The organism is Methanoregula sp. (assembly GCF_041663825.1).
GTDB lineage: Archaea > Halobacteriota > Methanomicrobia > Methanomicrobiales > Methanospirillaceae > Methanoregula.
Genome location: NZ_JBAYLY010000011.1, coordinates 1 through 26,997, shown reverse-complemented (window position 1 = coordinate 26,997; position 26,997 = coordinate 1). Strand labels below are relative to the sequence as shown.

The following is a 26,997-nucleotide window of genomic DNA, read 5'->3' as shown; positions in this document are numbered from 1 at the left end:
AGAAAAAAGGGAACTTATTCCAGCTTAATCCACACGTACGCGAACCGCTGGAACGCAGTTACATGGCCGAAGACCCCAAAGAGGAGGAGGAGCCAGCCAAGCAGGTTCAGCCCGTAAATGGTCATGGGGAAGAAGATGAAGAGAATCCCGACTACCATGATCAAAACAAGCCGATCGGCCCGGCCAAGCACCCCGGCATAGACCCGGCCCACACCAACGGCCTGCGCCTGCGTACCCAGGTACGAGGACATCAGGACACCCGTGAGCGCGAGCACGCCGATCGGCCAGGGCACAAGACCGCTTGCAAAGATACCGGTGATGATGAAGATATCCGCGTACCGGTCGACCGCATGGTCGAGGAAATCGCCCCGCAGGCTCTGGTTCTTCATCTCCCGGGCGACCGCACCGTCCATCGCGTCACAGAAGGCGTTCACCGCAACCGCAAGGACTGCCCAGATCTCCAGCCGGAAGAAGAAGAGGATGCCGGCCACAGCCGATGCCACGAGGGCGGCGATGGTCAGGACGTTCGGCGTGATCTTACACCGGATGGCAAACCGCACGAGCGGGTCGAAGTAGACCTTCACGTGCGGGCGGAACTGGTCGAGCGTCATGATGATACCTCCACGAATGCCGACCAGTCAATGTTCCCGAATGAGGCCGGGACCTTCCCTTCGTAAAACTGGACGATCGAATCGGCACAGGCCGCAGGAGTCATATCAGTCGTGTCCAGTTCAAAGATCTCGTCAGGCTCGTACTCTTCCACGGTCTCGATCAGGCAGACATCGAGCGCCTCTGCATCCCGGTTCTCCCCGGTCTTTTCCTTTGAATACCCGCGGGCCTCGAGCCGGGCTGAAAGTTCGTCGGGCCGCAGACGCAGCACAACAATCCGGTCGCAGGGGAGCAGGTGGGCGAAGTGTCCCTCGACAAAACCCTCGAAGGGCACGAACTCGTCCGCCATCTTATCGGTATCGATGATCTGCGTGTCCCGCTCGGGATCCTTTCCCTGTGCGTAAGGCCCGACTATATCCGTGATGTGGACCACCCGGTACCCCCGGCGGGCCAGTTCGTCGGCCACAGTCGATTTCCCGGTCCCCGGCGTCCCGGTGATACCGCACATCATAGGGCGTTTAACTCCCGGATAAACAACTCGTTCTCCCAGTTTTCTCCGACACTCACACGGATATAATGATCTGAAAGGCCCGTAAAACTTCTGCATGAGCGCACGAGCACGCCACGGGCGGCGAGTTTCTCCACGATTTCATCGCCGGTGTGCGGTGCCACATCCACCATCACGAAGTTTGCATCAGAGGGGAGCACCGGGAACTTCAGTTCGGATGCAAAATGCCTGCGCCAGACCTGCACCTGTGCGATATACCGGGCGGCGTGATCCTTATCAGACAACGCTGCTGCGGCTGCTGCGGCCGAGACCGAGTTCACCGTAAACGGCGTGCCTGCCCGCAGGTAGAACGGCTGGAGCCAGGCCGGGACAAACGCGTACCCGATCCGGAGGCCGGCAAGCGAGTGCACCTTCGAGAATGTCCTCCCGATCACGAGGTTGTCGTATTTCTTCATCAGAGACACATAATCGATCCCCGAGAACTCGACATAGGCGTTGTCGAGGAAGAGCACGCCCTTAATCCCGTCGAGCACACGTTGCACCTCTTCAACCGATGTCGCGTTGCCGGTCGGGTTGTTCGGGGTGCAGAGCACGACAATCTTCGCGTCCTTTCCCACCCGGACAAGCGCATCGGTATCGACCGAAAAATCAGCCCGACGGGGGACCGTAACGACCTGTGCTGCCTGTGCCTGTGCGGCGAGCCCATAGTAGGAGAAGGTGGGTGCCGATATAGCTACCGTCTCCCCAGGGTCGACAAGCGTCCGGATCAGGGTCTCGATCACCCCGTCCATCCCGACACCGGCAACAAAGGTGTAATCCCCGTAATATGCACGGAGCGCCGAGACCAGCACGTCCACCCGCTCATCAGGGTACCGGTTCGCGATAAGAACCGCTGCCTGCGCCGCCGCTACCGCTGCCGGTGACGGGGCTTCGGGGTTCTCGTTGCTCGCAAGCCGGGCGATACGATCAACGCCCGCACCGTGTGCACTGCTTCCCGCCTTTTTTGCGAAAACATACCCGCCCTGCCTATAGCATGACCTTACCAAGCGCTCCATCGATCACCTTCACCACCCGGTCGATCTCCGCATCCGAGATCACGAGGGGCGGGACGAGCCGCAGGTTCCCGTCAGCGGCACAGTTCACGAGCACGCCGTTCTCGGCGCATTCCTTCTGCACATCGGGACATTTTTCCCCGACAGAGATACCGATCATCAGGCCGCGGATACGGGGATTATACCGGGCAAGGCCGGTTTTGAACCGCTCTCCTTTGCGAGCGATGTTGGGGAGGATCTGTTCCAGTACCCCAATCGTCGCAAGCCCTGCTGCACAGGCAAGGGGCCCACCTGCAAACGTGCTTCCATGCTCGCCTTTCGTGAACTCTAATCCGTCGCGGGCGACGAGCGCCCCCATCGGAAAACCACTCGCGATGCCTTTTGCGAGCGTCACGATATCTGGCTGCACCTTTGTGTGCTGGATCGCGAGCCACTTTCCGGTCCGGCCCATGCCGGTCTGGACTTCGTCAACGATCATGAACGTCCCGGTCTTGTCGCAGACCTCCCGTATCCCTTCAAGGAAACTGTCTTTCGGGATGATGACACCGGCTTCTCCCTGGATCGGTTCGACGATAACCGCGGCGGTATCGCCGTCAACAGCCTTTTTGAGGGCATCGAGGTTCCCGTACTCCACAAACGTGGTCGGGAGCCCGAGGGGCTCGAAGGGCTCGCGGGCGGCAGGCTTGTGAGTCACGGCTAAGGACCCGATCGTCCGGCCGTGGAACCCGTGGGTGAATGCAACAAATTTCCGCTTTTTGGTCCTGACGCGTGCGAGTTTCAGGGCCCCGTCGCTCGCCTCGGCTCCCGAGTTCGAGAAGAAGGCCTTTTTGAGGCCGGTGATCTCGACTATCTTTTTTGCGAACTCGCCCTGGTTGGGGGTATAGTAGAGGTTGGAGCAATGGATGAGCTCGTGTGCCTGGTCGCAGATCGCTTTTACGACAGCCGGGTGGCAGTGCCCGGTGCTGCAGACGGCAATGCCGGCCACGCAGTCGATGTATTCCTTTCCGTTGCCGTCCCAGACGGTCGAACCTTTTCCGCGGACAATCGCCATGTTCCGCGAGAAGGCGGGCATATAATACTGGTCATCTAGCGCCTTGTACTGGCTTGTAATATCGCTTTTTTTCATGGGTATCACATGAATTTTAGGTTTTTAGGGTGTTCCATTCGTTGTTTTCGTATTTCGGACAGGGATTCCCCGGCATTCCCGTTCAATCACGGGACAGAAGGGTTATTCGTACTCTATCGTCGCCGGAGGTTTCGGAGTGATGTCGTAGACCACGCGGGAGACGCTCGGGATCTCGGCGGTGATTCTCGCACCGATTCTTGTCAGATCGGCAAACGGGATCTCCATAGGATCGGCGGTCATCCCGTCCCGGGAGTTCACGGCCCGGATGGCGACGATCCACCCGTGGATCCGGTTGTCCCCTTTCACCCCGGTCCCAAGTCCGATGAGGGCGGCAAAGCACTGCCAGGGGTGGTACTGCTCGACGATCTCGGACTCGGCGATCCAGTTCGCCTCTCTGACCACCGCAGCCTTCTCCCGGGTGACCTCCCCGAGAATCCGGACGGCAAGGCCTGGGCCGGGGAACGGCATCCGGTGCTGGATCTCTACGGGAAGGCCGAGCGCCCCGGCCACTTCCCGAACCTCGTCCTTGTAGAGGTCGCGGATCGGCTCGATCACCTTGGTAAACGCTGTCTCTAACGGCATGCCGCCGACGTTGTGGTGGCTTTTAATGCCCCCTTCGCTCTCGATCCGGTCCGGGTAGATCGTGCCCTGCAAGAGGCAGGTCGCGCCCGACTTTTTTGCCTCCCGCTCGAAGACCCGGATAAAACGCTCGCCGATTGCCTTGCGCTTCTTCTCAGGGTCGGTGATCCCGGCAAGCGCGGTAAAGAACTCGTCGCTGGCGTCGATCACCTGGAGCCGGATGTTCGAAAAGACTGTTTTGATCCTCTCGGTCTCGCCCTTGCGCATCAGGCCCGTGTCAATGTAGATCGGGATCAGCCGGTCGCCGATCGCCCGTGCGGCGAGTGCGGCACAGACTGAACTGTCGACACCGCCAGAGAGCGCCATCACGACCTTCTCGTTCCCGGCCTCCTTTTTGATCTCCTCAATTGCCTGCGGGATGAACTTCTCTGTTTTTACCATGTTTTTCCCTGCCTATGTTGTCCGCTTGTTTGCCCGGCATGCCTCGACAAACCCGATATAGGGCGGCGAGGGCTTGGTTGGCCGTGACTTGAACTCGGGATGGAACTGCGTTGCAAAGAAGAACGGGTGATCGGGGAGTTCCAGGCACTCCATCCTGTTTTTGTTGGTTGCCGAGAAGACCATCCCCTCTTTTTCCAGTTTTTCGATATAACGCGGGTTTACTTCGTACCGGTGCCGGTGGCGTTCGACAATCTGTGATTTCCCGTACAGTTTCATCGCAAGGGTACCGTCACGGATATCGGAAGTATAATCCCCAAGCCGCATCGTCCCGCCCAGTTCGGTTACGCTCTCCTGCTCGGGAAGAATTGCAATCACATGCGAACCTTCCCCGAATTCCTCGCTTGTGGCATCCGCAATCCCGCATTTATGCCGGGCATACTCGATGGTCGCCAGCTGGAACCCAAGGCAGAGACCCAAGAATGGGACCTTGTTCTCGCGGGCGAACTGTATCGCCTCGATCTTGCCTTCGATGCCCCGCTTCCCAAAGCCCCCCGGGATGAGGAGCCCATCGTAATCCTTGAGCTGGCAGCGCTCGTACCGCTCCGCGTCCAGCCATACGATTTTTACTTCGGTCGAAAGCGACCTGCCGGCATGCTTGAGGGCTTCTTTGATACTGATATAGACGTCCTCGATACCGTACTTGCTCACGATCGCAACGGTCACCCGGTTCGTGTACTCCCTGGTGACGAGCCGGTACCAGGACGGGTCGCTCTCTCTCTTCTCAAGACCAAGATGGGTGGAGAGGACATCTGCTATACCCTCCTTTTCCATCTCCATGGGGACTTCATACGTATCGGCTGCCGTGGCAGCCGATATGACATCACTGATAGGGAGGTCGCAGAACGACGAGATCTTGCGCTTGGTGTTGGCGCCGATCACCCGGTCGCTCCTGCAGACGATTATATCGGCATGGAGCCCGAGTTCCCGAAGGGCTTTTACCGAGTGCTGGGTGGGTTTCGTCTTTAAGTCCCCCATCGCGTCCTCGGGAACGAGCGTGACATGGATCAGGACATAGTCGTGCGCGGGAAGTTCGCCCCGCATCTGGCGAACGGCTTCCAGGAATGGCATGCTCTCGATGTCGCCGACCGTACCGCCTACCTCGACAAGGCACGCATCTGCTTTTGTGCCGTCGGGGAACTCCTCCTCTGCTGCCTGCTGGATGCAGGCCTTGATCTGGTCGGTGATGTGGGGGATGATCTGGACTGTCTCGCCAAGGAAGTCTCCCCGGCGTTCCTTCTCGATGACCGTACGGTACACCTTGCCGGTCGTGATATTGTGCGAGGAGGTAAGCTCGATATCAAGGAACCGCTCGTAGTTGCCGAGATCGAGATCGACCTCGCCCCCGTCCTTTAAGACAAAGACCTCGCCATGCTGGGCCGGGTTCATCGTTCCCGCATCGATATTTAAGTAGGGGTCGATCTTGACTGCCGTGACCCGGTACCCCCGGTTTTTCAGGATCCGTCCCACAGATGCGGCCGTGATCCCTTTCCCCAGGCCGCTCATAACACCACCGGTGACAAAAATGTATTTCACGTGATCTCCCCGATTGCGTACCATTTGCGCCGCATTCCCTATTATTATTATCTTAACGACGGCATAGAACGGCCGGGCAGTTGGCAGCGGGCATTCTGCGGACATATCCTTTTTTTGTAGGGTACCTTCAGTAAACATCCCCGGGCGACCCGGACAAAGATCCGGACCACCAAAGCAAGGTTGATGTCAGGACAGCACCCATATACCGGACATGAAACGAGGGCAGATTCTTGGTATTCTGGCACTTCTTCTGGTCTGTGCCGTAACAATTATTCCCGCCATGGCAGCCAACGAAACCACCACTCCTGATGCTGCCACGAGTTATTACAATAATGCCGTGCAGTTAACGGCAAGTGGAGACTATTTAAGGGCGATTGCACTCTACGATCAGGCACTTGGATCGAATACGACAATGATTCGGGTGTCCGATGCACTTCTCTACACCTACCAGGGCAAAGCCTATGCGCAGATCCAGTTGGGCAATTACACTGAAGCGATAACGACCATCAATGCCGGGCTCGTGGAGTATCCCAATGATGAGATGCTCTGGAATAACAAGGGTTATGCCCAGTACAGCCTCGGGAAGTACGCAGATGCAGTGACCTCCTATAACCGGGCACTTGCCAGTGACGGGAACTATACCGGCGCCATGATCAACAAGGGAGATGCACTGGTAAAAATGGGAAACTATCAGGATGCCATAACGGCCTATAAATCAGCACTTGAAACCGATCCCGGCAACAATGCGACAGCCACCAAACTTGCCGATGCAGAGAAAGCCACTGCGTCCGCTCTGCCGGTCACCCTCATCGTCATCGTAGTGGTGATTGTTGTTGCCGCCGGTTTCGCGTACTCTGTCACCAGAAAGAAGCCCGACAGCAGCAAAAAGGCTTCCAGTCAACCGGATAAAAAAACCGGCTCGAAGAAAAAATAAATGTGAATGAACCACTTTTTTCTTTTTTATACCCTGTAGATAATCGGATCCAAAACCGGGGAGTCAGATGACGGAAAGATCGAAGGTACAGTATCTCCTGCCGCGAATGTGTGTCTGAAAAATCAGGAGACTCATAAAAAGTCAACAAGCCGGGATATCCGGTTTATTCTAGCAGCGCTGTCAACGGTAAAGTCAACGATGATTTTGCCGTATTCCTGTATATAGTTGAAGATATTTTACACCAGGCATCAGCATCTTGCCAGTAGTCTTTTTAAAAGACTATCAGAACCAGCAGTACCGGAACTTTATTGAAGATATCTGCTCTGTCGAAACCCTCAACGAAGAATTTGGGAGGAAAAGACTACCGCTGGCGTTTTTTTTAGTGAAACTTTGTAATGACCGCAAATCTGGGCCGGATACATTCCCAGGATTCACAAACCCCCATCGACTCTCCAACAATTTCCCCCACTGACCCCCTCATGCCACCGTACTACAATTTCAAAAAAGTTAACGTCGTGAAATTTCCCAAAATCGTCTCTCTTTTTCGCAAGGTCATGGGGGGGTCTGTGGGGGAAATTGCATGTACCGACAGGTACTAGGGAATCCTACAAAAGAACCAAAAAGGTTTTGTTGAAACCCTCAAATCGGGTTCAACGCATTGTTCCTTTTTTTAAATTAACATGTGGATTCTGTGAAACGGGATGGCTTTCAACAGAGCCCTTTTTTAGATTATTTGCAGGTCGTTACGGCAAATGAGGCCGTCGTCCGGGAGAGCATTGTCTTTTCTGTAGTATCGGTTCTGACCTCCCCCTCACAGAACGCGACCCTTCGTCCTTTACGAATCACCCGGCCTTCAGCGAAAATAACGCCGTCCCGCACACCCTTGATGAAACAGGTAGACTCCGATATGGTCGCTATCCCTTCGGTCGTTTCCAGCATTGGGTAGAGTGCAAGTGCCATCGCCTCGTCAGCAAGCGCCACGAGCATCCCGCCCTGCAGCCACCCCACACCATTGTGCATGTCGGGACGGACTGCCATCTTCAGCGTGGCCCTGCCTTCCTCCGCATGGACGACCTCGATCCCAGTAAGGCAGAAGAAGGGGTTTGCGTATTTCCCGTCCTTTCGTATATTATCCAGATATGTCATAGTACTACAGGTGAAGATGTCTGGATCGAAAAGGGGATTAAAGTTGCCATCTCCCGGCGGTTCTTTTATCCTCGCGGCTATCGTCCTGTCAATACCCCCATCTTAAATATGCGCATTCCTGATATTTTGTATGGAAGATACAGAACTCAAAAGCATGCTCGCCGACCTGATCTGGCTGGACGCGCTGATAGCAACCGAACTCATCCAGGTGACCGAGAACACCTCCGCTATCCTGCGCAAGTCCCCACCTCCTGAAACATGTCTTAAGGATCACCAGGCCCTCCGGGCAACAGCGCTTGCCATTGCAGAGAAATACCATAAAGACACGGCGCTTGCCCGTCACCTGGGTAAACACCAGTAATATTATTGACGAGCTCCACCCAACGGTACAGGACTGCACCGCTGCCGGGCCGGTTGTTTTTTTGGGCTGACAGAAGGAGCAACGAGTTACTGCCAGTTATGTCCCCTGCCCCCGTTATCAGATACAGTCTGGTTATCCCTGCCTACAATGAGGAAAACCGGATTCTTAGCCTCTTTGATTCTCTCACGCAGTTCGAAGGGGAACTTATTTTTGTCTGCGACGGGAGCGACCATACGGCAGATGTAGTGGAGGCAAAAGCAAAAAATTGCCCCAGTCTCGCAATCCGGTGCCTGCGCTTTACCACACGGCTCGGAAAAGGCGGGGGTGTGATTGCAGGGCTTGCCGCAGCCCAGGCGCCGCTCGTGGGGTACATGGATGCGGACGGGTCCACCGGCATCGAAGAGATGTCCCGGCTCTTCGGGCATCTTTCCTCTTCAGACGTTGTTATCGGCTCCCGTTGGGTACCGGGTTCGACACTTGCAATCCGGCAGGGCTGGTTGCGCCGGCTGGAGAGCCGGGGGTTTAACCTGATTATCCGACTCCTGTTCGGGCTCTCCTTCCACGATACGCAGTGCGGGGCAAAAGTCTTTAAAAAATCCGCGGTCGATGCTGTATTACCTCACCTCATGGCACGGGGCTTTGAGTTTGACGTCGAACTGCTCTGGAGGCTGTCACAGGCCGGGTACCGGATCGAGGAGGTTCCCATCGCCTGGCAGAACAAGGGGGATTCCCGGGTGAGGAAATGGGATATGATTCGGATGCTCGTCGGTCTCCTCAAGGTCCGGCTCCATCCAGGTACGTCATGATACCGGCAACCGCAGACGACCAGAGTAAAGATGCATTCAGATTGTACAATGAGGGGCGGTACCAGGAATCGCTCGCGGTGTGCAATCGGCTGCTCGAAACGACACGGGACCCGGCCCTTGAAGTCCTTGCAGCTACCAACCTGTTCTCACTTGGAAAAACCGAGGATGCAGAGGTGTATTTTCGGGATCTCGCCCGGAAGATGCCGGAGTCGTCACATGTCCACAGTTACCTTGCGAAGGTGCTCGAACAACGGGGTGACGACGGGGCGATCGCAGAGTACGCAGCGGCAGTCCGTCTCGATCCCGACAACCAGGACGCCCTGCGCAGTTATGCGGCCTGTCTCATCGCACGAAATGATGATCGGGGGGCGCTGCCGGCCTTAAAACGGCTCTATATTCTTGGGAAACGGCCTGAAGATGGCCGGCACCTGACCGCAGCACTCACCCGTACGGGAAGGGCAGAGGAAGCCTGTGCCCTGTACCAATCACCCGGAGCAACGCTCACAAAAAGCCGGGAATATTCTGATGCACTTTACGCAGCCGCGAAGTATCGCGAAGCGGCTGACGAGGCACGAGTGCTCTGCAATGAGACGAGCGACCCCGGCATCCACCGGTTATACCTTGCTGCACGTGCCCGTGCAGACCCTGTTGACGCTCCCGCTGCTTACGCCTCGTTTCTCAAAGAGAAACCCGATCCCGGAATCTATCTGGATTATACCCTCCTGTTACAGGAGCGGGAAGAATATCTCCGGGCGCTTGCCACGGTAAAAAAACTGATCGCAATAGATGGCCGGCCGGAGTACCGGCTCATCGCCTGCGAACTTTCAGCAGCGCTGGGCGACCATGCAAACGCCCTCCTGGCATACGAGAACCTGATCCGGGAGGCTCTGGATGCGTCATGCCCCACAGAGACCCTCAGGCAGATACTCCGGTCGTACCGCGGGTATATCCGGGCGCAGTTCCCGCCAGAAAAGGCACGCGAACGGTTCCTTGCGCTTGTCCCGGGCGACACGAACGTGATCTCTCTTATAGAGACGGCACAGATGTATCGCGAGCTGGGTGATACGAACGAAGCGCGATCCTGGTACTACCGGGCATACCGCGCCGATTACTTAAACGGCGGGCTTCCGTACGCAGAATTCCTTGCCGATCAGGGTGACGACCGCGAGTGCGAGAAGGTGCTGCTTTATATTCTCGCAAACGTCAGGAGACTGACCGATCTCATCCGTGTTGCAGTTACCGTGACAAAAAAAGACGGGACGCTGGACCGGATGAGACGGTTCACAAAAGAGTTGATCCGGCGCCTGGAAGAGCGGCGGGAAATGCTCGGGTCTGCAGCACGGGAGTGCCTTGCCACCGCGTACCTGAGCGCGGCCGCCGATGCACTGTCACGGGAGGACTATGCCGCATGTATGCGCAACTGCCTCTGCGGTATCGATGTATTACCTGCGTATTCCCGCGACTGCTGTACTGACGATTTTCTTATTCTGATACACCGCACGAAGGAGCAGATGCTCACGGACTGCCCGGTCGTAAATGCGCCCCGCACAGAAAAAACGGCTGCGTCACTGCGGCCGGTGCAGGCCATCTGTGATGTCATGGCGCTCTCGGAACCCGAGCAGAAGATCCTCACATTCCTTGCCACCCACAGGAGAGCAAGCGAGACGGACCTGCGCCGATTGCTTGGCAACCGCAGGGTCTCCGGGATCGTCAACCTCCTGATCCGTAAAGCGGCAGCACAGGGGATTATGCTCATAGAAAAAAAAGGTATGAGTGCGGAAGGGGAGATCTATGAGTACTGCGGAACCTGAACGGACGGACCGGCGCCGGCACCAGAGTCTCAATATTATAAACGCGCTCCGGCGGGGAACCGTGCCTGCGGATGGCCTTGAGCGGATCGCGGTCGGCCTTGACATGGAAGAGGGCGTGATCGGCAGGCAACTGGATTATGTGGCAGACGGAGGGGGCGACCTCAAGTTTATCCGGGGGGATTACGGGAGCGGCAAGACGTTTTTTGTCGCCCGCGCACTTGAGATCGCCGGCACAAAAAACTTTGTTACAGCCCATGTTTTTGTCTCCCCTCAGGCTCCGCTCTCAAAACCAAAAGCACTATACCAGCAGATCTGTGCCAATATCAGGACAAGCGAGACAGAGCACGCACTCAAAACCATCGTCGACAACTGGCTTTTTGCCATCGAGGAACGGCTGATCTCAACGGCCAGTGGGGAGACAAAAGATGCCGATCTCGAAGCAGCAACAGAAAAAGAGATCGAAACCGCCCTCGCAGGTATCAGCGAAAAGAACTCCGCTCTTGCCGCCGCGCTGCGTACCTACTACCGGGAGAACAATGCCGGTGACTTCCCGATCGCCCAGGCGGCCATTGGCTGGATCGCTGCAGAGCCTACCGTGGGGCGCGACTTCAAGCAAAAGGCGGGTATCAAGGGGGAAGTCGATGATTCCACCGCATTTCTTTTCCTTTCGGGTCTTGTCGAGATCGTCCACGGTGCGGGATATCGTGGGCTTGCAATTGCTATCGACGAACTGGAGACAACGCAGGGGCTCCAGCGGAACCAGCGGGATAGGAGTTACCAGACGCTTGCCCGGATCATCGACGCACTCGATGGCGGCCGGATGCCACATTGTTATTTCCTGTTCACCGGCACCCCGGCATTCTTTGACAGTTCGCGGGGTATACGTTCGGTAACGCCGCTCTACGACCGGATCAGCGTGGCCGAGACCGGCGCCTACAAGAACCCCCGCCAGCCCCAGATCCAGCTCTCCCGGTTTGATACCGGCAAACTCGAACTGGTCGCACTCAAGATCATTGATGTGTATTCACAGGCCTACCGGGAGGTTGACCGGGAGAAGGTCTCCCACCGGTTCATCCGGGCCATGATTAAAAAGATCACCGGCCGGTTTGGCGGCAGAGTCGACGTGATCCCGAGAATTTTCTTAAAAGAGTTTGTCGATGTACTGGATAAGTGCGAACTCTACGAGGACTACGACCCGGCCGACGGTTATGAGTTCGAGGCCGAACACCTCAAAGGGGAACTTAAAGCAGAAGAAGAAGCAGTCATGGTCGTGGAATTTTAAAATACGACCGTGTGATACTGTTTTATCGTTTCAGCAAGAATGGTACTGGTATGCGTTCGGGGTTCTGTCCGCTTGTTGCAGTTGCCTTCCTTGTTTTTATGGCAATACTTCCGGCAGGTGCACAGACGGTCACTATCAATGCCACTCCCACCGTGGTGCATATGGGGAACACGGTCTACCTGAACGGCACGGTCTCGGGCATCCACACAATCGCGGTTTACCTCTTTGTGACCGGCCCGGATCTGGACTCACGGGGCGTCACGCTGGAGAACCTCAATATCCCGGCTGGGCGCGGCCTTTTTACCACTGCATCGGTGGACCTCAAAACGGGTACCTGGAATTACCCGTGGGACACATCCATCATCCTCGGAAACATGAACCCTGGAACCTACAAGGTTTACGTGGCAACCTCCCCGATTGACCGGGAACGGTTCAGCCATGAAGGTTATGCCTCGGTTGATGTCACGTTCCTGCCCTCAGAGAAAGAGGCAACACCGGTGCCCCTGTCCCCGGGGATTGCGGTTGTTGCACTCGGGATAACCATCATTACCGGCTCCTGCATGATCCGCCGACTGAAAAACACTTGAAAAAACGATACACCCGGGAAAACCCGGTTTGATACATCAGCAGTCGTTGTTCTTCCGGCTGCCCTTCGTCTCCTGACGCCGCACCCGTACCGATTGTGCATGGGCAGACAATCCCTCAGCGGTGGCAAGGGTTTCAATAATGTCACCGATGCTGTCCAGACCCTCTTTTGTGAGAATCTGCACCGATGAAGTCTTGCAGAAGTGGTGCACGTCGAGGCCCGAATACTGCCGGGCATACCCGGCCGTCGGGAGCACATGGTTGGTACCCGAGGCATAGTCCCCACAGGCAACCGGGGTGTACGGCCCGACAAAGATCGCGCCTGCATTCTGTATCCCGTTAAGGACCGTGAGAGGATCTGTCACCTGGATGGAGAGGTGTTCCGGGGCGACGGCATTTGAGATCGCAACCGCTTCGGTCAGGTCGCGAGTGACGATATAACCGGAGTTTTCTAGCGCTTTAGCGATGATCTCCTTTCGCGGGGCATGTTCTGCCTGTTTTTTGATCTCGGCGCTGACACGGTCTGCGATAGAGGCAGACGTGGCGATGAGAAGGCAGGCCGCATGCGGATCGTGCTCGGCCTGTGCGAGGATATCGGCTGCGACATACGCAGGCACGGCACTTTCGTCCGCGATAACTGCGATCTCGCTGGGGCCCGCCGGGAAATCGATCTCAGCATTCCCCCGGAGCATCATCTTTGCGGCAGTCACATACACGTTCCCCGGCCCCACTATCTTGTCTACCGGATCGATAGTCTCGGTCCCGAGCGCCATCGCGGCAATCGCCTGAGCACCCCCGCACTGGTAGATCTCGTGCACGCCGGCAATATCGAGCGCGACGAGCGTGAGAGGCTGGATCGGCGGCGGGGAACAGCAGCAGATCTCCGGGACGCCAGCGATCCGTGCGGGAACCGTGCACATAAGAGCAGTCGAGGGATATGAGGCACGACCCCCGGGGATGTATGCCCCGACACGGAAGAGCGGTGTGGTCTTCACGCCAAGGGTGATACCGGGCTCAAGCTCGTTTAGCCAGAGCCCCCGGGGCAGCTGGAGCTCGTGGAACCGGCTGATCCTAGCCTCAGCTTCCACCAGGCACTCGGTGACCTGTGCATCGACTTGTTCGTAGGCCGCCTCCCGTGCATCCTCATCAACCGCGATCGTGTCGAGATGCACCTTATCGAATTTTTCAGAAAGCTCGATGAGGGCTGCATCTCCCCCCGTCCTCACCTTCTCGATGATCTCCTGTACCGGGCCATGCACGGCATCCAGCCGGGATGTGCGCCGCGAGACCCAGGTTTCGACATCAACCGCGCTCCACATAGCAGAAAAAATCGGCGGGAAAGGTTGTTAAGGTTTCGTTAACAGGAACGGATTCGCTCCATAATATCAGCGGACACCCTACGGGATACGCTTCCGTCAGGACCTATGCTACGGGATCTTTGTGGGTCTTCCTCTTTTTTATCCACCCAAGCAGGTACACAGCAACCATGCCAACAATAAACGCGACGGTCATGGAAACGGCAAGGGCAAGCGCTCCTATAAGGCCGGTGACGATAATCGAGTCTGTCTTGAGGCTGTGCCTGCCCATTTCGATCCCGACAAAGACCAGAAGCGCCCCAAGGACTCCTACTGCCACGATGGAGAGTACCTCCGGGGAAGTAAAGAACAGGGCGAGGGTGATAAAAATCAGGCCGGCAATAATGCTCGCCCCCCCGGTCCGTGCCCCATAACGGTACTGGCCGGCAAGTCCCCCGGCCCCGTGGCACATGGGAAACCCACCGAAGGGAACCGAAGTGAGGTTCATAAGCCCGATAGTTGTCGAGAACTTTTTGGGGGGTACATCCTTCCCGAAGAAGTCTTTTGTCAACAGGGAGGTCGCGAGGATCGCATTTGCGATGGTAAGAACCACCTGTGGCAGGACAAGGGTGGAAAGGGCTGACGGGAAATCCGTGGGCAGGGGGATCACGAGTTGGGGCGCAGGGATCAGACTGAGGGGGGGAATTCCATGCATGATAATCCCCCCAATCACACCCACTGCGATGACACAGATAGACGAAAGATCAGGGGTCTTGCGGTAATGGACAAGGAGGATAAATGCCACGATGACAGCGATGCCGAGAACAAAAAAGAGGGAATCCTTGATCACAAAATCCACGGATGCCTTAAAGAGGAGCAGGGCAAGTCCGAGCTGGATGCCCCGCACGACGCTCTCCGGTACCCATTTCTCGATGACCGAAAAGCACCGGCCGTAGCCGAGCACCAGAAAGAGCACCCCGAGGATGAGGCCGGCGGCTGCGATCTCCCCGCTCCCGATCCCACCGGCGATCACGATCACCGCAATCGCCTTCATCGGTTCGAGCGGGATGGGCAGCCGGTAATAGAGCCCGGTCAGGATGAACCATATCCCAAAAAAGAGGAGGATGTAGCGCGGGTTGACATCGGAGACCAGTGCGACAGCAAGGACGAGTGGGATGATCGTCCCAAAGTCCCCGAGAGAGCCGGCAAACTCGGAAAGCGTGAAACGGAGGGGAATGGCTTGTTCGCCCGTCATGAACTCCCGCACCTGAAACTACAATCCATGAGTTTTCTCCCCGTACAACGATACCAACGTTCTTGCCGTTAATGGTCTTTTCTCTCTTTCCCTAAAAAAAGACAATGATCGGGACATAAAGCCATCTCTGTGAAACGGAGAGACCCTGATTCAATAAATTTATCTGTATCCTGCCGTAACAGTCAATGTGGTGTCATGACTGACCTGCTGATGGATCTGCTTATCTATTTTGGCTTTGGGATTATTATGTTCTCGATAGGAATGATCATCGGGTATCAGGTCCTGAAGTTGAATTTTTCGAAGCGTTTTATGGTGCTCGCAAAAGAATGCTCCGATACCGACTCTTTAGTACCGCTCGTGGATGAACTCGCAAAGGAGACCTGAGGGGATATTCGATGGTTGAAATTACAAGTTATATCCTGATCGGCATCACGTGCTTCTGTTTTGGCCTGATTGTAAGTATCCAGATCGCCCACATCAATTACTGCCGGAAACTAGTACAGCTTGTGCGGCGTTCTGTCTCCACGAAAACCATTGCCCCGGTGCTCGCGGAGTATGAAGCGATGAAAGCGAAAAAATAACCATCTTTTTCCCCTTTTTTTGCATTCTTCCCGTACCCCGGCAGGGGCTGGATGAAAGCAGGTTAATACAAAAAACGCTTAGGGTAGGAAGACATGCGGTGCACGATTCTTGCAAGCGGGAGCAAAGGTAACTGTACGTATATTAAAGGCAGTGACGGTGCTATCCTCGTTGATGCCGGCTTGAGTGCAAAGGAGACCCTGAACCGGCTCACGCAGACCGGTTGCGCTCCCGATGCAATTAGTGCAATCATCGTTACCCACGAGCACGTGGATCATATCAGGGGCCTGGACGTGCTCGCAAGAAAACTGGAATGCCCCATTTATGCAACCAGGGGTACGCTTGAAGATTTTCTCAACCACCGTCGCACATCGGATAAACCACTCGCGACACATGCCTGCCAGTATGATAACCCCTTTGCTGTCGGGGGGTTTACAGTCTCCCCGTTTGCTACCTCCCACGACGCGGCAGAGCCATGTGGGTTTGTCATTGCAGAAAACGGTACAAGGCTTGGCTATTGCACCGATACGGGTATTGTTACCCCTCATATGCTGAACCTGCTCCGGCGTTGCGACGGCCTCGTGCTCGAAAGCAACCACTGCCCGGAGATGCTTGCAAATGGGCCATATCCCGAGTCACTGAAACGGCGGATCCGGTCCAGCCGGGGACACCTCTCAAACCCGGCGGCCGCCGCAGCACTTCAGGTGCTCGGAAAAGACGTGTCGCAGGTAGTACTCTCCCACTTAAGCGAGATCAACAATACGCCGGACCGTGCAATGGCGAGTGCACGCGGGGGTCTCGGACTCTTCTTTGAAGAAAAGAGCCTGATCGTAGCGACACAACGGGGTTCGTCCCCGGATTCCCCACAGGAAATCCGGTTGTAGTCCACTTAAGACCGAAACGCCTGTGAAAGAGATTCTTCGAGCTCCTTGAACCCATAGGGTTTTACAAGGGCCGCCATAAAGCCGCTGTTGGCGAAACTGACAACGAGGGGATGCGTGGCATACCCGCTGGAGACGATCGCCCGCACGTTGGAATCGAGCGCCTGAAGCCGGGGCAGGGTTTCCTGTGCCCCTTTGCCGCCCGGCACGGTGATATCGAGGATGACGGCATCAAAAGGCACGGCACCTGTCTTTGCCTGTGTATACAGCCTAAGGGCTGTATCGCCATTTTCTGCCACCGTAACCTCGTGACCCATGAACGAGAGCATATCGCTTGTGGCCGAAAGGATCGCCGATTCGTCGTCCATCAGCAGGATCCTGTACCGTGTGGTCACCCCTTCTTTTTGCACCCGCGCACTTTGAAGAGACTCATTTAGGTCCTTTGCCCCACGTTTTGCACCGGCCTCTTTCTTCGGCCGCACTGATGGCGTGAGCAGCTGGTGGGAGTGATCCCGCGCCCGCAGCACGCTCGCCTCAGCGCTGTCCAGGTGCTCCAATACGCGATCCTTATGGGGGCACGACCGGCGGGAAAGCTGGATATTCGCAAGCGCTGAGCTGAGTGAGTTGTTGATATCGTGAGCAATCTTACGCACCGCCGGGTCGGAGTACGTCTTTTTACCTCCGCCGTTTCCGCTGAGACCCGGCTCCCGGGAATGCCGGTAGACCGCGGCTTCGATAACCTGACGAAACTGCCGGGTACCAAACGGCCGTACCAGGCACCCGTACGGGACAGCAGCATTCCGGTGCAGGATTGGGACTGCCTCATCGGAATCGGCGACCAGCACTACCGGGGTGTTGCAAAGTGTCTGGAGTTTTTTTACCACTGCAGAGCTGCCCATGTCGCCGTGTCTGTGTGTGTCTATCAACACGAGATCCAGATGCCGGGCCTTTTTTGCCAGCGCAACTGCTTCTTTCCCGGAAGACGCCCGTGCCTCCACCCGGCACCCTGCCGCCTCTGCCAGACAGGAGAGATCATCTGCATCCACCGCGTCGCCCGCTGCGATAAGGATTCGCACTACTGCCATAACACAACCTCCATCTGTCCCCAAAAAACCGTTCTTCTTTCGCCGGCACCTGTCATCATATGTCTTCTCCTTATCCCGCCTCAATCTTGAGCAGTTTCATACAATACTGGTTGATTGCATCAAAACTCGCCTTCTTTGCCCGCTTGACTTTTTTCAGGTCCTCTGACTGAAAATCGTGTGCCACGTACTCAAGCAGCGTCACAAAATAGTGCTGCGGGCCGAATTGTTTTTCTATCTCGACCATGCAGGCGGCAGCCTCGATCTTCCTGTCACGCATCACCTCGAACGCATAGTCCAGCAGGAGGGGCGCCTGTGCCGGGATATTCTTATTAAAGGCAAGTTTCCGGAACCGGAAATAGGTGTCCATGCGGCCGGTGATGATCGAGAGAGTCATGCCATAGTAGATCGGCTCGATGTCATCAGGATACTGCTGGGTCATCTGTTTAATAACCCCGGCTACGCCGCCAGCGTCCCGGTTTTCGAGCTTAAATTTGTAAAACTCGCGCAGGAAGAACTTATCATTGTAAAACCGCTCGATCGCAATATTGAGAAGCTCCTCTTTTACGTCACGTTTCCCGTCGTAAGATGCCTTTTCTATCCCGATGCGGACAAACTCGCGCTCGCTGGGGAACCAGTCGATTGCCTGCTTGATCATGAACCAGAAGATCTTGTCGATTTGCGGGTCTTCGGTAATTTCGAAATCCTGAAGCCGGTTGATCGGTGGATTGAGCCGGACGAGTTCGATCATCTGCTCCCGTGCAGCAAGCGACATATTGTTGGGGCGCTGGGATCTCCCGTTTTTCTCGATGGGGGTCTGTTGGGTGGAAAGGACGAAATAACAGTAGGCGATCGCCGGGCAGATCATGACATCCAAAGCCTGGTACTTCTTGAGCTGCTGAACAGCCTCCGCATACTTCCCGGTGGTTATCATCTTCATGCCAATCAGGATGTCATAGACAGCACGGCTCCTGTTCCCGCGCTTGCTGCGCATGGCATGATCGAAAAGTTTCTGGATAAACGGGATATCATCAGATCGCTTCGATGCTGCAAGCACGGCAAATGCCATCGCATCGATGAACGGGTCGATAAACTCATCGCCGAGGCCGGGAAGCGTCTTCTCAAGGGACGAAATGACCTGGCCGAAAAAAACCGGAATGTTGGCATCAATCTTTTCGCTGTTGACACCAATGTAATCAATAAACTCTTTTTTACGGCGCTCCAGTCTCAACCGGACAACCGCCTCTGGCAGCCACTCATTACCCATAGAGATAATCCACGACCTGCACTACATAACCTATCGGCAGGTCATTAAAAATACTTTACTTTTTGTTTTGACTCGAAATAACATTATTTGAGGGGGATTGCCGGTTCCGGCGATACAGTAAATTGTTAATGCTCCGGTCGCCAACTCACAAAGCAGAAACGTCATGCTCTTTCTGGAGTTCTCACGGTGCTGTGAAGAGATTGAGGGCATCTCCGGCCGTCTCGACATGATCGATGTGATAAGCCGGGTCCTGCCCGGGCTTTCACCGGATGAACTCCCGGTCTTTGTCCGGTTTATTATGGGGAGGATCTTTCCCGACTGGAGTGCGCAAAAACTCGGGATCGGACCGAACCTGCTCTACGAAGCCGTGGGTTACGTTGCCGGGATAAAAAAGGACGCGGTAATCGGGAAAATCAACAAAAACGGGGACGTTGGAAAAGCCGTAGAAGAACTCCTTTCTAAAAAATCGCAGGTCTCGTTATCCCATCAGGATCTTGAAATTGTCGATGTATACGATAAACTCATCAGCATAGCAGCGCGTGGCGGGGCAACTTCCCAGAAGGAGAAATTGCGTACGGTCAAGTTGCTGCTTGGGGATGCCAGCCCGCTCGAAGGGAGATACCTTGCCCGGATCATGCTCGAAGAACTCCGTATCGGCGTCGGGGAGGGAAGTGTCCGCGAGGCGATCGCAAAGGCATTTGGGGTTGATTCCGCTCTTGTTGAGCACGCGATGCAGGCCAAGAACGATTTGGGCGAAGTAGCACGCCTCGCACGGATCGGGCCGGACGCCCTTATGGATATACGCATTACCCCCTTTCACCCGGTGCGGATGATGCTTGCCCAACAGGGCTCGATTGCCGGAATGGTGCAGGAGCACGGCGAGGTGGCAGCGGAGTTCAAGTACGACGGATCGCGGTTCCAGTTCCACAAGGAGGGCGTCACAGCAATGATGTACTCCCGCAGGCTCGAAGACGTCAGCGGGGCACTTCCCGATGTGATCGGACTCCTGCAGGGTTCGACCACCCACAATGTGATCCTCGACGGGGAGGTGATTGCGATCAAAGACGGCAAACCGATGCCATTCCAGTCGGTGCTCCGCCGGTTCCGGCGCCGGCATGATATTGCCGAGGCACAGGAAGAGATCATGCTGGTGCCCAATGTCTTTGATATCCTCTATCTTGACGGCAAAACCCTGATCGACCTCCCGTTCCTGGAGCGCCGGAAGATCCTTGTGGATGTGGTCACGCAGTACGTGGCCCCGCAGGTAGTAAGTGCCGATCCGCAGGTGATCGAGGACACCTACAACCGTGCGCTTGCCGCCGGCCACGAAGGGATCATGCTCAAGGTCGCTGATTCGCCCTACACCCCGGGCCAGCGGGGAAAGAACTGGATCAAGATCAAACCCGAGGTGGACACGCTCGATCTCGCAGTCATCGGGGCAGAGTGGGGCGAGGGGAAGCGGGCACACGTGTTTGGCTCTTTTCTGGTGGCCTGCCAGGACCAGGGAAAACTCGTCCCCCTCTCCCGGGTGGCGACCGGCTTTTCCGATGACCAGTTGGCCGAAGTCTACGCACTCCTCAAAGACACCGTGATATCAAGCGCCGGAAAAGAGGTGCGCTTTGAACCGGAACTTGTGTTCGAAGTGGGATATGCCGAACTACAGGTCAGCCCGACCTACGGGGCCGGGTTTGCCCTCAGGTTCCCCCGGTTCATCCGTCTCAGGGACGACAAGGACACGACCGAGATCGAGACACTCGACAGCATAAAAGACCGGTACCAGCGGCAGTCAAAGTCGGCGCAGGCATACACAGGTTAAGGGATCAGAACGAAAAGAGCGTCCGCTGCGTGCGCATCTCCGGGATGAGGGTGCTGTGCTGCTGCCAGTAATCAAACCCGAGCCGGGCAGACGCCACGGCAACCGCCGCATCCAGAGATTCGCATGAAACCGGGGAAGATGCCATCGCTTTGCGTGCCGCCTCCCGGATCACCCAGGTCCCGAGCGGTGCCCAGTAATCGCTCGATATGTGGCGCAGCACGATCACCCGGGCCGAGCGGCGGATACCCTTGAGATACTCGCACGCAGCGAGCCGGGCCGAGTAATAGGCGCCTGAAATCGGCGAATATCCCTGTTTTTTCAACGCTTCCCGGTCCTCGACGATCACTTCCGTATCCCCGGCCCAGAGCGTGCGGCGGCCCCAGATCTCGATCATCTCGTACCGCCAGTCCCCCGGTGCAAGGATGCAGACGATATGGTTCCCGAAAACCTCCCCGGAGAAGACCCGGCACTCGTCAAGGGACGGGAACCGTGCGATCTCTTTTTTAAGCGCCGTGGAAAGGGTATCGTCAACCGCCGTAATCGCCCACCGGGTGGGAACAAAATGACGGCGTTTCCCGAGAAGCCCCGCGGTCATGAGCTTGGTGATCTCATAGACATCGCTCCCGCCCTGCTTGAGTTCAACGCAGGCATCGGTGGCCCGTATATCCACATCTGACGTGATTCTGTCAACCACCCGCCCCACTCTCGCGCTGCCGATCACGTCGAGGTTCCGGACAGCCCCGGAAAATCCCACCGGGGCGACCGTGCCGTCAAAGGTCATTGCAAAGGAGACGGGTTTTTCAAACGCCACGTCGACATCAAGAGGCTGCGATGAAAGGGCGATCTCCTGGAGGTTGCCCGTGAACCGCTGGAGGGGCGATCTCCCGCGGATCGTCCGTGCACGTATACCCACAATATCCTCGATCCCGAGGTTCCGGCCCAGCCAGTCCGGGGGATGATCGCTGTCGTTTATCATGAGCGGGCCGCCCTGGACATCCGGATACCCGAAACTGCCGACAAAAACCGAAGGGGCGCTGCCCTGGTAAGTAGCAGAGGGTTTTACATCTGCCTGTGCATGGAACCTGCTGGTGATGGGACACCGGGCGAGGCCGCACATGCCTTTCCCCTTGCACCGGATACACTGCATTACGCACCGCCTCCCGGCTCCGCGTGGCCATTCCCGTTCCCCGGCTGCAACAGGGACGGGACAAATGTATCAGTGCAGGATACACGTTGTCTTGAAAACACGGTTCTCCTCATCATGAAACGAGATCCGCCAGCCCGCATCGAACCGCGACCCACACTCCGGGCAGATCAGTATCACCCGGTAGAGTTCCCGGGTTGATTTCACCGGGGACGCCTTCCCATTTTTCCCGGCGTTCACGCTGACAAAGGATGTATGGAACCCGTATTCGTACCCGCAGGCCGGGCACGTATGCAGTTCCTCACCGGGGTTTATCGATTTAATCTCTTCAGAAATGCCCATATCGGTCTCCTTCACTGGCGGTGGATCAGCGGCCATAATTTTTTTTGTCTGCGCGATCCCACCAATTCGATGATCTCCGCTGCATTCTCCCTTCCGTTCACCTTCGAATGCTCCTTTCCATATGAGCTTGGGGAAAGCGCCAGCGTCTCAGCGATCTTCTGTTCAAGGATCTCCCGGGTGATCGTCCGCCCGTCTACAACAGTACCGGCACCCATTTCGACAATCTTCTTTGCATTATTCTGCTGTTCGGGATGACCCGGGTCCACGATGATAAGGACCGGCTTGTTAAAGAGGAGGACCTCATGCAGGGTGGTAAGCCCGCCATGCACGATGGCAATCCGTGCCTTTGCGAGATGTTCATACAGGTTGGGCACGTACCCGTGGGAGAGGTAATTATCCGAAGATCCGGGAAGGTCTGCCCCGGTATAGAATACATCGAAGAGCAGATCCTTTCTTTCATCGGCAATCTTCCGAAGCAGCTGGTAGAGTGGAAGCTTGTACGGCTCTCCCCCGAAACTGGCAAAAATCGTCTCTTGTGAGAAATGGTACCGGGACAGGTCAATATCGAGGAACGGGCCGGTGAAATGATAGTGGTTCCGTTCGTGTGCCGGAATAAACAAGTTATACTGGCTTACTGTATCCGGTGGGGTATAATCGGGCACGATTACCGTGTTAGAAAGACACAGGTACCTTCGGATCAAAAAATTGAGAATAAACCAGACCGGGTTCTTCCGGCCGCCGGGACCGATGAAACGGTTCTGGTTGGTTATAAAGATGACCGGTACCCTCCGGAACCGTGCCGCCATAACCCCCCCGTACATCGTATCACAGACAACGCAGTCGAACCCGTGCTCACGGATCAACCGGCGGGCACGAAATCCGGAACGTGCCAGGTTAAGGGCCGTCCATTTCGAGCACCAGAGGGTCTTTTTTAAGGAGAAAAACCCGTTTGCCCCTTCCAGGCAGACCTCACGTTCCCCCCGGTACACGTTGATACACCCATGGTCGTGGAAAAAATCATAGGATTTCCCGTAAGCCACAAAGCTAACCGAATGCCCGTGCTGCTCCAGATAATGGCCGAGGTGGATGCACCGGGACGAATGTCCCAGACCTTCGCCGCACACGACAAACAGTATCCGCATTTTTTTGTTTCCTCACTTTAAGAGGGAACCCGCAGTAACGGCATCAAAGCACGGGACCCCTTTTAATCCGGACTACAGGATGATACCGCCGGAACACACTGGCACTACAATTATAGCATTGGATCGTGTGTTGTTATCGATTATGATGGTTGCCGTAATGATGAGAGCCTTGTTTTACTCAGATCTTAACAGGTATTCGAAAAAAGGATCTTCTTTGAGGGGGGTAAAATAGGGGAACTTAAAACCCTGTATTTCTCTGAATTTTCCTTTGCAAAGATCAGAATTTTTTAATAGGACCTGCCGAAGCGATTCCCGGTCCATTGGGGGTACCCCCTCCAGCCAGCCCGGAGTGGCACCCCCCGCTCCCAAAAACGGGAGGTACCCTGACCCCCGACCAATTTTTTAAAAGTTTTACCCCCCACCCCCCTGTCCGGGTATAAGAGGGGGCCTACCCCCTCTTTCCTGCATTCCCAAAACCTGTGCTTCGCATGGAGTTATCGTCTGAACGTATGTTTTGCCGGCCGGTGGCTTGGGGGGGTAGGGGCCTCTTTTCTTGCTAAGGGGGTACCCCCCGCTCCCAAAAATGAGAGGTACCCTGACCCCCCGACCAATTTTTAAAAGTTTTACCCCCCACCCCCCTCTTGTGACCCGGGGTGGGGGGTACCCCCTCCTGACTAAAGAGAGTGGCGGCTGCCAAAAAAGGGATACTCCGCTACCCTCTCAAAGGAAGACCCCGACCATTCCGGCCGGGAGACCGTTTGTCACCGGGATTGTCCCGGCAACCCTGTTCTGGCGGGCCGGGGAGTACCACCAGCAGTATCATGAAAAGCGTGGAGAATCCGGGTGCCAACGCAGATGAGCAGAAACCTAAAACAGGAAAACACTGAAAAATTAAAAATAATGGGCCCGCTGAGATTCGAACTCAGGATCTCCGCCATGTCAAGGCGACGTCATAGCCAACTAGACCACGAGCCCGCGTCGATCTGATGCTCTACAATGTTTGTCATCCTATTATTAAAAAATAGTGTCCCCATGCTTGAGATCCGCGCTGCCGCACCCCCCAAGACCCGGATGAGGGCGCACAAAAGACCGGTCAGTTTATCACTCCTGACCTCAAAAAAGGAATCTGGTATATTATGACCGATGGAACAACCCCGAAACCAACCCAGCTCTTCACGTACGTGCATGAATCAAGCCGTCTTGAACTGCTTATCCGTATCGTCTACTGGATCCTGATCGGTATTGTTGCATTCGTATATGGCATCGTCGCTACTATCTGCCTGATCATCCAGTGGTTCCACATCCTTATCTTCGGCACACGACATGAAGGGCTCTCGGACTTTGCCAAAGGGTATCTTGAGTACTTGGTGCACGTGATGAGTTACACGTATATCATGAACGATAAGCGCCCCAACATTATGCCGGTCAAGGTCCTGGTGTTCGAGGAAGAAGCGTAACCGGCAACCCCATTATTCTTTTTTTGGCTCGGGCACAGCGCAGCTTCGAATGAAAATCCCGTAAAAACGTATAAAAAAGATTTAGATCTTCTTTGATGAAATCCTGGCAAACGTCGCTGAGAAGATACCCGGCATCGAACGGATCTCCTTCATTACGTCCTCGGGTACTTCGCTGTCCACATTTAAGACCATAAGCGCCTCTTCGCCCGGGTTGATCCGGCCGACCTGCATGCCGGCAATGTTGATGTTACACTTCCCAAGAATCGTAGATGCCCTGCCAATCACGCCCGGCTTATCCATGTGGCGGGAGACAATCACGTAACCCTCCGGGATCAGATCCATCGTGTACTTGCCGACCGAGACGATCCGGCTGCGGTCTTTTCCAAATACCGCACCGCTCACCGCCATCTCGGTCTTGTCGGTCGTTACCTTGATTGTGATCAGGTTCTTGAACCCGTGGGACTCTTCGGTCACGGTCTCGCTCACCGCAATGCCGCGCTCCTTTGCAACAAACTCGGCGTTCACGATATTGACCGGTGTCTGGAGAATCGGATCGAGCAATCCTTTGAGGACCAGACGGGTCACAAACTTCATGCTGCCCGCATACTTGGAGAGTTCGCCACCGTAGATGCACTCGACCGATGTGAGCCGCCCTTCGACGGTCTGGATCGTAAAGCGTCCCATCTTCTCGGCAAGCTCCGCATACGGCTGGAGCACTTCGGCCTGTTCGGACGGAACCATCGGCGCGTTTACCACGTATTTTGCCGAGCCGCCGTTTAAGACCTCGACGCACTGCTTTGCAACCTGGATTGCCACGTTCTTCTGCGCCTCGACCGTGCTTGCCCCCAGATGCGGGGTCACAATTACCTTATCAAGGGTCAGAAGCGGAGATTCGAGCGGAGGTTCTTCCTCGAAGACATCGAGCGCCGCACCGGCAACCTTGCCGCTCTGGATCGCATCGTAGAGCGCTTTCTCATCAATGATGCCGCCGCGTGCGCAGTTGATGATCCGCACGCCGTCTTTCATCGTCGCGATGCTCTTGGCATTGATCACGTGCTTGGTTTCCTTGATCAGCGGCGTGTGCACCGTGATCACATCGGCAACCTTGAAAAGATCCTCAAGGGTCATCACCTTGACACCGAGCTGGGCTGCCCGGTCCTTGGAAATGAACGGATCGTATGCGACGCATTTCATTTCCATTGCGATGGCACGCTTTGCCACCTCGCGCCCGATCCGGCCAAACCCGACAATCCCGAGCGTCTTCTCGTTGAGCTCGACACCCATGAACTTCGAACGCTTCCACTCCTTCTTTTTCAGGCTCGCGGTCGCCTGCGGGATGTTCCGTGCAAGCGAGAGCATCATCGCCATCGTGTGCTCGGTCGCCGCAAGGGTGTTACCCTCAGGGGCGTTTGCGACAATGACACCCTGTTTTGTCGCTGCATCCACATCGACATTATCCACACCGACACCGGCACGCCCGATAAATTTCAGATGTTTGCCGGCCGCTATCACCTTTGCGGTTACCTGCGTGCCGCTCCGCACGATCAGGGCATCGTAATCTTTAATAACCCCGCAAAGCTCGTCCTCTTTGAGGTCTGTCTTGACATCTACAGTACAAGCCTCTTTGAGGATAGCAAGCCCCTCTTCCGCCAGCGGATCGCTGACGAGCACTCTCGCGTTTGCCATAAAAACCCATACAATATCTGCGCAATACCTAATCAGGGTTATTCTTGTCTCGTACAAAAAAAAGGCCGGCCGGGGCATCCATGGGGACGTACTGACAGATGATAATACTTAAACAGGGGGGAGGTGAGATCATAAGTGGTGCGAGCATGAAAGAAGTGCCCAATATTCTATGGCTCGAAGAGATCAGGAAGGAGGATATCTCGTCGGTCGGCGGCAAG

At 55.8% G+C, this 26,997-nt stretch carries 26 protein-coding genes and 1 tRNA gene; 11 read left to right on the top strand and 16 right to left on the bottom strand.

Translation table 11 applies throughout. From position 1 onward, the window contains the following. Positions 1-14: 14 nt before the first annotated feature. The 6 genes from WCX19_RS06870 to WCX19_RS06845 form a co-directional block, all read right to left on the bottom strand. Positions 15-611 (bottom strand): CDP-alcohol phosphatidyltransferase family protein, encoded by a 597-nt coding sequence (locus tag WCX19_RS06870; protein ID WP_373006490.1) that lies wholly within the window; start codon positions 609-611, stop codon positions 15-17. Beyond that, positions 608-1,120 (bottom strand): adenylate kinase family protein, encoded by a 513-nt coding sequence (locus tag WCX19_RS06865; RefSeq protein WP_373006488.1) that lies wholly within the window; start codon positions 1,118-1,120, stop codon positions 608-610. The genes WCX19_RS06870 and WCX19_RS06865 overlap by 4 nt, the downstream gene beginning before the upstream one ends. Next, positions 1,117-2,172: a histidinol-phosphate transaminase gene (hisC, locus tag WCX19_RS06860; RefSeq protein ID WP_373006486.1), complete on the bottom strand. Its 1,056-nt coding sequence runs from the start codon at positions 2,170-2,172 to the stop codon at positions 1,117-1,119. The genes WCX19_RS06865 and hisC overlap by 4 nt, the downstream gene beginning before the upstream one ends. Then, positions 2,144-3,295 carry an aspartate aminotransferase family protein gene (locus tag WCX19_RS06855; RefSeq protein ID WP_373006484.1) on the bottom strand — a complete coding sequence of 384 codons (1,152 nt, stop codon included), beginning with the start codon at positions 3,293-3,295 and terminating at the stop codon, positions 2,144-2,146. Before WCX19_RS06855 ends, hisC begins: the two co-directional genes overlap by 29 nt. A gap of 102 nt (positions 3,296-3,397) precedes the next feature. Then, complete coding sequence (gene guaA, locus WCX19_RS06850; protein ID WP_373006482.1) at positions 3,398-4,315, bottom strand: glutamine-hydrolyzing GMP synthase; 918 nt, start codon at positions 4,313-4,315, stop codon at positions 3,398-3,400. Between the two features lie 12 nt (positions 4,316-4,327). Then, the gene (locus WCX19_RS06845; protein ID WP_373006480.1) at positions 4,328-5,908 is read right to left on the bottom strand and encodes a CTP synthase; all 1,581 of its coding nucleotides are present in this window, start codon (positions 5,906-5,908) and stop codon (positions 4,328-4,330) included. A 211-nt stretch (positions 5,909-6,119) separates the two neighbouring features. Here WCX19_RS06845 and WCX19_RS06840 point away from each other — a divergent pair, with 211 nt between their 5' ends. Further along, positions 6,120-6,842 (top strand): tetratricopeptide repeat protein, encoded by a 723-nt coding sequence (locus WCX19_RS06840; protein WP_373006478.1) that lies wholly within the window; start codon positions 6,120-6,122, stop codon positions 6,840-6,842. 729 nt (positions 6,843-7,571) lie between these two features. On the opposite strand, the gene WCX19_RS06835 is transcribed toward WCX19_RS06840, so the two are convergent. Beyond that, on the bottom strand, positions 7,572-7,988 hold the full coding sequence (locus WCX19_RS06835; RefSeq protein ID WP_373006476.1) for a PaaI family thioesterase: 417 nt from the start codon (positions 7,986-7,988) through the stop codon (positions 7,572-7,574). Positions 7,989-8,118: 130 nt separating this feature from the next. On the opposite strand from WCX19_RS06835, the gene WCX19_RS06830 reads away from it, so the two are divergent. From WCX19_RS06830 to WCX19_RS06810, 5 genes are all read left to right on the top strand, one after another. Beyond that, positions 8,119-8,349 carry a hypothetical protein gene (locus WCX19_RS06830; RefSeq protein ID WP_373006474.1) on the top strand — a complete coding sequence of 77 codons (231 nt, stop codon included), beginning with the start codon at positions 8,119-8,121 and terminating at the stop codon, positions 8,347-8,349. Between the two features lie 98 nt (positions 8,350-8,447). Next, positions 8,448-9,155 carry a dolichyl-phosphate beta-glucosyltransferase gene (locus tag WCX19_RS06825; RefSeq protein ID WP_373006472.1) on the top strand — a complete coding sequence of 236 codons (708 nt, stop codon included), beginning with the start codon at positions 8,448-8,450 and terminating at the stop codon, positions 9,153-9,155. Next, positions 9,152-10,966 carry a tetratricopeptide repeat protein gene (locus WCX19_RS06820; protein ID WP_373006470.1) on the top strand — a complete coding sequence of 605 codons (1,815 nt, stop codon included), beginning with the start codon at positions 9,152-9,154 and terminating at the stop codon, positions 10,964-10,966. The genes WCX19_RS06825 and WCX19_RS06820 overlap by 4 nt, the downstream gene beginning before the upstream one ends. Beyond that, positions 10,947-12,248 (top strand): BREX system ATP-binding protein BrxD, encoded by a 1,302-nt coding sequence (brxD, locus tag WCX19_RS06815; protein ID WP_373006468.1) that lies wholly within the window; start codon positions 10,947-10,949, stop codon positions 12,246-12,248. The genes WCX19_RS06820 and brxD overlap by 20 nt, the downstream gene beginning before the upstream one ends. Positions 12,249-12,298: 50 nt before the next feature. After that, complete coding sequence (locus WCX19_RS06810) at positions 12,299-12,835, top strand: hypothetical protein (protein ID WP_373006466.1); 537 nt, start codon at positions 12,299-12,301, stop codon at positions 12,833-12,835. Positions 12,836-12,871: 36 nt separating this feature from the next. Here the strand turns inward: WCX19_RS06810 and hisD are convergent, their stop codons facing one another. Together hisD and WCX19_RS06800 are read right to left on the bottom strand one after the other, a co-directional pair. Next, positions 12,872-14,152 carry a histidinol dehydrogenase gene (gene hisD, locus WCX19_RS06805; RefSeq protein ID WP_373006464.1) on the bottom strand — a complete coding sequence of 427 codons (1,281 nt, stop codon included), beginning with the start codon at positions 14,150-14,152 and terminating at the stop codon, positions 12,872-12,874. A gap of 103 nt (positions 14,153-14,255) precedes the next feature. Then, positions 14,256-15,383, bottom strand: a complete 1,128-nt coding sequence (locus WCX19_RS06800; protein ID WP_373006462.1) for a putative sulfate/molybdate transporter — start codon at positions 15,381-15,383, stop codon at positions 14,256-14,258. A 195-nt stretch (positions 15,384-15,578) separates the two neighbouring features. On the opposite strand from WCX19_RS06800, the gene WCX19_RS06795 reads away from it, so the two are divergent. The 3 genes from WCX19_RS06795 to WCX19_RS06785 all read left to right on the top strand — a co-directional run bounded on the left by WCX19_RS06795 (position 15,579) and on the right by WCX19_RS06785 (position 16,846). Further along, positions 15,579-15,767, top strand: a complete 189-nt coding sequence (locus WCX19_RS06795) for a hypothetical protein (protein WP_373006460.1) — start codon at positions 15,579-15,581, stop codon at positions 15,765-15,767. Positions 15,768-15,778: 11 nt separating this feature from the next. After that, positions 15,779-15,964, top strand: coding sequence for a hypothetical protein (locus tag WCX19_RS06790; protein WP_373006458.1), 186 nt, complete (start codon positions 15,779-15,781; stop codon positions 15,962-15,964). A gap of 93 nt (positions 15,965-16,057) precedes the next feature. Continuing rightward, complete coding sequence (locus tag WCX19_RS06785) at positions 16,058-16,846, top strand: MBL fold metallo-hydrolase (protein ID WP_373006456.1); 789 nt, start codon at positions 16,058-16,060, stop codon at positions 16,844-16,846. A gap of 5 nt (positions 16,847-16,851) precedes the next feature. Here WCX19_RS06785 and WCX19_RS06780 read toward each other — a convergent pair whose 3' ends face one another. After that, positions 16,852-17,928, bottom strand: a complete 1,077-nt coding sequence (locus WCX19_RS06780; protein WP_373006454.1) for a response regulator — start codon at positions 17,926-17,928, stop codon at positions 16,852-16,854. Between the two features lie 70 nt (positions 17,929-17,998). Further along, the gene (locus tag WCX19_RS06775; RefSeq protein WP_373006452.1) at positions 17,999-19,192 is read right to left on the bottom strand and encodes a hypothetical protein; all 1,194 of its coding nucleotides are present in this window, start codon (positions 19,190-19,192) and stop codon (positions 17,999-18,001) included. Between the two features lie 163 nt (positions 19,193-19,355). Here WCX19_RS06775 and WCX19_RS06770 point away from each other — a divergent pair, with 163 nt between their 5' ends. After that, positions 19,356-21,008, top strand: coding sequence for an ATP-dependent DNA ligase (locus WCX19_RS06770; protein ID WP_373006450.1), 1,653 nt, complete (start codon positions 19,356-19,358; stop codon positions 21,006-21,008). Positions 21,009-21,012: 4 nt separating this feature from the next. On the opposite strand, the gene WCX19_RS06765 is transcribed toward WCX19_RS06770, so the two are convergent. The 4 genes from WCX19_RS06765 to WCX19_RS06750 form a co-directional block, all read right to left on the bottom strand. Continuing rightward, positions 21,013-22,155: a hypothetical protein gene (locus WCX19_RS06765; RefSeq protein WP_373006448.1), complete on the bottom strand. Its 1,143-nt coding sequence runs from the start codon at positions 22,153-22,155 to the stop codon at positions 21,013-21,015. Positions 22,156-22,224: 69 nt separating this feature from the next. Continuing rightward, entirely contained in the window at positions 22,225-22,494 is a 270-nt protein-coding gene (locus WCX19_RS06760) for a hypothetical protein (RefSeq protein ID WP_373006446.1), read from the bottom strand. Positions 22,495-22,505: 11 nt separating this feature from the next. After that, positions 22,506-23,636, bottom strand: a complete 1,131-nt coding sequence (locus WCX19_RS06755; RefSeq protein WP_373006444.1) for a glycosyltransferase — start codon at positions 23,634-23,636, stop codon at positions 22,506-22,508. 901 nt (positions 23,637-24,537) lie between these two features. Continuing rightward, positions 24,538-24,611, bottom strand: a tRNA-Val gene (locus tag WCX19_RS06750). A 161-nt stretch (positions 24,612-24,772) separates the two neighbouring features. Between WCX19_RS06750 and WCX19_RS06745 the strand changes: the two genes are divergently transcribed. Further along, positions 24,773-25,093 carry a DUF4389 domain-containing protein gene (locus tag WCX19_RS06745; protein ID WP_373006442.1) on the top strand — a complete coding sequence of 107 codons (321 nt, stop codon included), beginning with the start codon at positions 24,773-24,775 and terminating at the stop codon, positions 25,091-25,093. Positions 25,094-25,174: 81 nt separating this feature from the next. On the opposite strand, the gene serA is transcribed toward WCX19_RS06745, so the two are convergent. Further along, the gene (gene serA, locus WCX19_RS06740) at positions 25,175-26,779 is read right to left on the bottom strand and encodes a phosphoglycerate dehydrogenase (RefSeq protein WP_373006440.1); all 1,605 of its coding nucleotides are present in this window, start codon (positions 26,777-26,779) and stop codon (positions 25,175-25,177) included. Positions 26,780-26,997 lie beyond the last annotated feature (218 nt).

Excerpts from the sequence above, each read along its gene's own strand:
- WCX19_RS06870 (WP_373006490.1), bottom strand. The coding sequence starts at position 611 with ATGACGCTCGACCAGTTCCGCCCGCACGTGAAGGTCTACTTCGACCCG.
- WCX19_RS06865 (WP_373006488.1), bottom strand. The coding sequence starts at position 1,120 with ATGATGTGCGGTATCACCGGGACGCCGGGGACCGGGAAATCGACTGTG.
- hisC (WP_373006486.1), bottom strand. The coding sequence starts at position 2,172 with ATGGAGCGCTTGGTAAGGTCATGCTATAGGCAGGGCGGGTATGTTTTC.
- WCX19_RS06855 (WP_373006484.1), bottom strand. The coding sequence starts at position 3,295 with ATGAAAAAAAGCGATATTACAAGCCAGTACAAGGCGCTAGATGACCAG.
- guaA (WP_373006482.1), bottom strand. The coding sequence starts at position 4,315 with ATGGTAAAAACAGAGAAGTTCATCCCGCAGGCAATTGAGGAGATCAAA.
- WCX19_RS06840 (WP_373006478.1), top strand. The coding sequence starts at position 6,120 with ATGAAACGAGGGCAGATTCTTGGTATTCTGGCACTTCTTCTGGTCTGT.
- WCX19_RS06835 (WP_373006476.1), bottom strand. The coding sequence starts at position 7,988 with ATGACATATCTGGATAATATACGAAAGGACGGGAAATACGCAAACCCC.
- WCX19_RS06830 (WP_373006474.1), top strand. The coding sequence starts at position 8,119 with ATGGAAGATACAGAACTCAAAAGCATGCTCGCCGACCTGATCTGGCTG.
- WCX19_RS06825 (WP_373006472.1), top strand. The coding sequence starts at position 8,448 with ATGTCCCCTGCCCCCGTTATCAGATACAGTCTGGTTATCCCTGCCTAC.
- WCX19_RS06820 (WP_373006470.1), top strand. The coding sequence starts at position 9,152 with ATGATACCGGCAACCGCAGACGACCAGAGTAAAGATGCATTCAGATTG.
- brxD (WP_373006468.1), top strand. The coding sequence starts at position 10,947 with ATGAGTACTGCGGAACCTGAACGGACGGACCGGCGCCGGCACCAGAGT.
- WCX19_RS06810 (WP_373006466.1), top strand. The coding sequence starts at position 12,299 with ATGCGTTCGGGGTTCTGTCCGCTTGTTGCAGTTGCCTTCCTTGTTTTT.
- hisD (WP_373006464.1), bottom strand. The coding sequence starts at position 14,152 with ATGTGGAGCGCGGTTGATGTCGAAACCTGGGTCTCGCGGCGCACATCC.
- WCX19_RS06800 (WP_373006462.1), bottom strand. The coding sequence starts at position 15,383 with ATGACGGGCGAACAAGCCATTCCCCTCCGTTTCACGCTTTCCGAGTTT.
- WCX19_RS06795 (WP_373006460.1), top strand. The coding sequence starts at position 15,579 with ATGACTGACCTGCTGATGGATCTGCTTATCTATTTTGGCTTTGGGATT.
- WCX19_RS06790 (WP_373006458.1), top strand. The coding sequence starts at position 15,779 with ATGGTTGAAATTACAAGTTATATCCTGATCGGCATCACGTGCTTCTGT.
- WCX19_RS06785 (WP_373006456.1), top strand. The coding sequence starts at position 16,058 with ATGCGGTGCACGATTCTTGCAAGCGGGAGCAAAGGTAACTGTACGTAT.
- WCX19_RS06780 (WP_373006454.1), bottom strand. The coding sequence starts at position 17,928 with ATGGCAGTAGTGCGAATCCTTATCGCAGCGGGCGACGCGGTGGATGCA.
- WCX19_RS06775 (WP_373006452.1), bottom strand. The coding sequence starts at position 19,192 with ATGGGTAATGAGTGGCTGCCAGAGGCGGTTGTCCGGTTGAGACTGGAG.
- WCX19_RS06770 (WP_373006450.1), top strand. The coding sequence starts at position 19,356 with ATGCTCTTTCTGGAGTTCTCACGGTGCTGTGAAGAGATTGAGGGCATC.
- WCX19_RS06765 (WP_373006448.1), bottom strand. The coding sequence starts at position 22,155 with ATGCAGTGTATCCGGTGCAAGGGGAAAGGCATGTGCGGCCTCGCCCGG.
- WCX19_RS06760 (WP_373006446.1), bottom strand. The coding sequence starts at position 22,494 with ATGGGCATTTCTGAAGAGATTAAATCGATAAACCCCGGTGAGGAACTG.
- WCX19_RS06755 (WP_373006444.1), bottom strand. The coding sequence starts at position 23,636 with ATGCGGATACTGTTTGTCGTGTGCGGCGAAGGTCTGGGACATTCGTCC.
- WCX19_RS06745 (WP_373006442.1), top strand. The coding sequence starts at position 24,773 with ATGACCGATGGAACAACCCCGAAACCAACCCAGCTCTTCACGTACGTG.
- serA (WP_373006440.1), bottom strand. The coding sequence starts at position 26,779 with ATGGCAAACGCGAGAGTGCTCGTCAGCGATCCGCTGGCGGAAGAGGGG.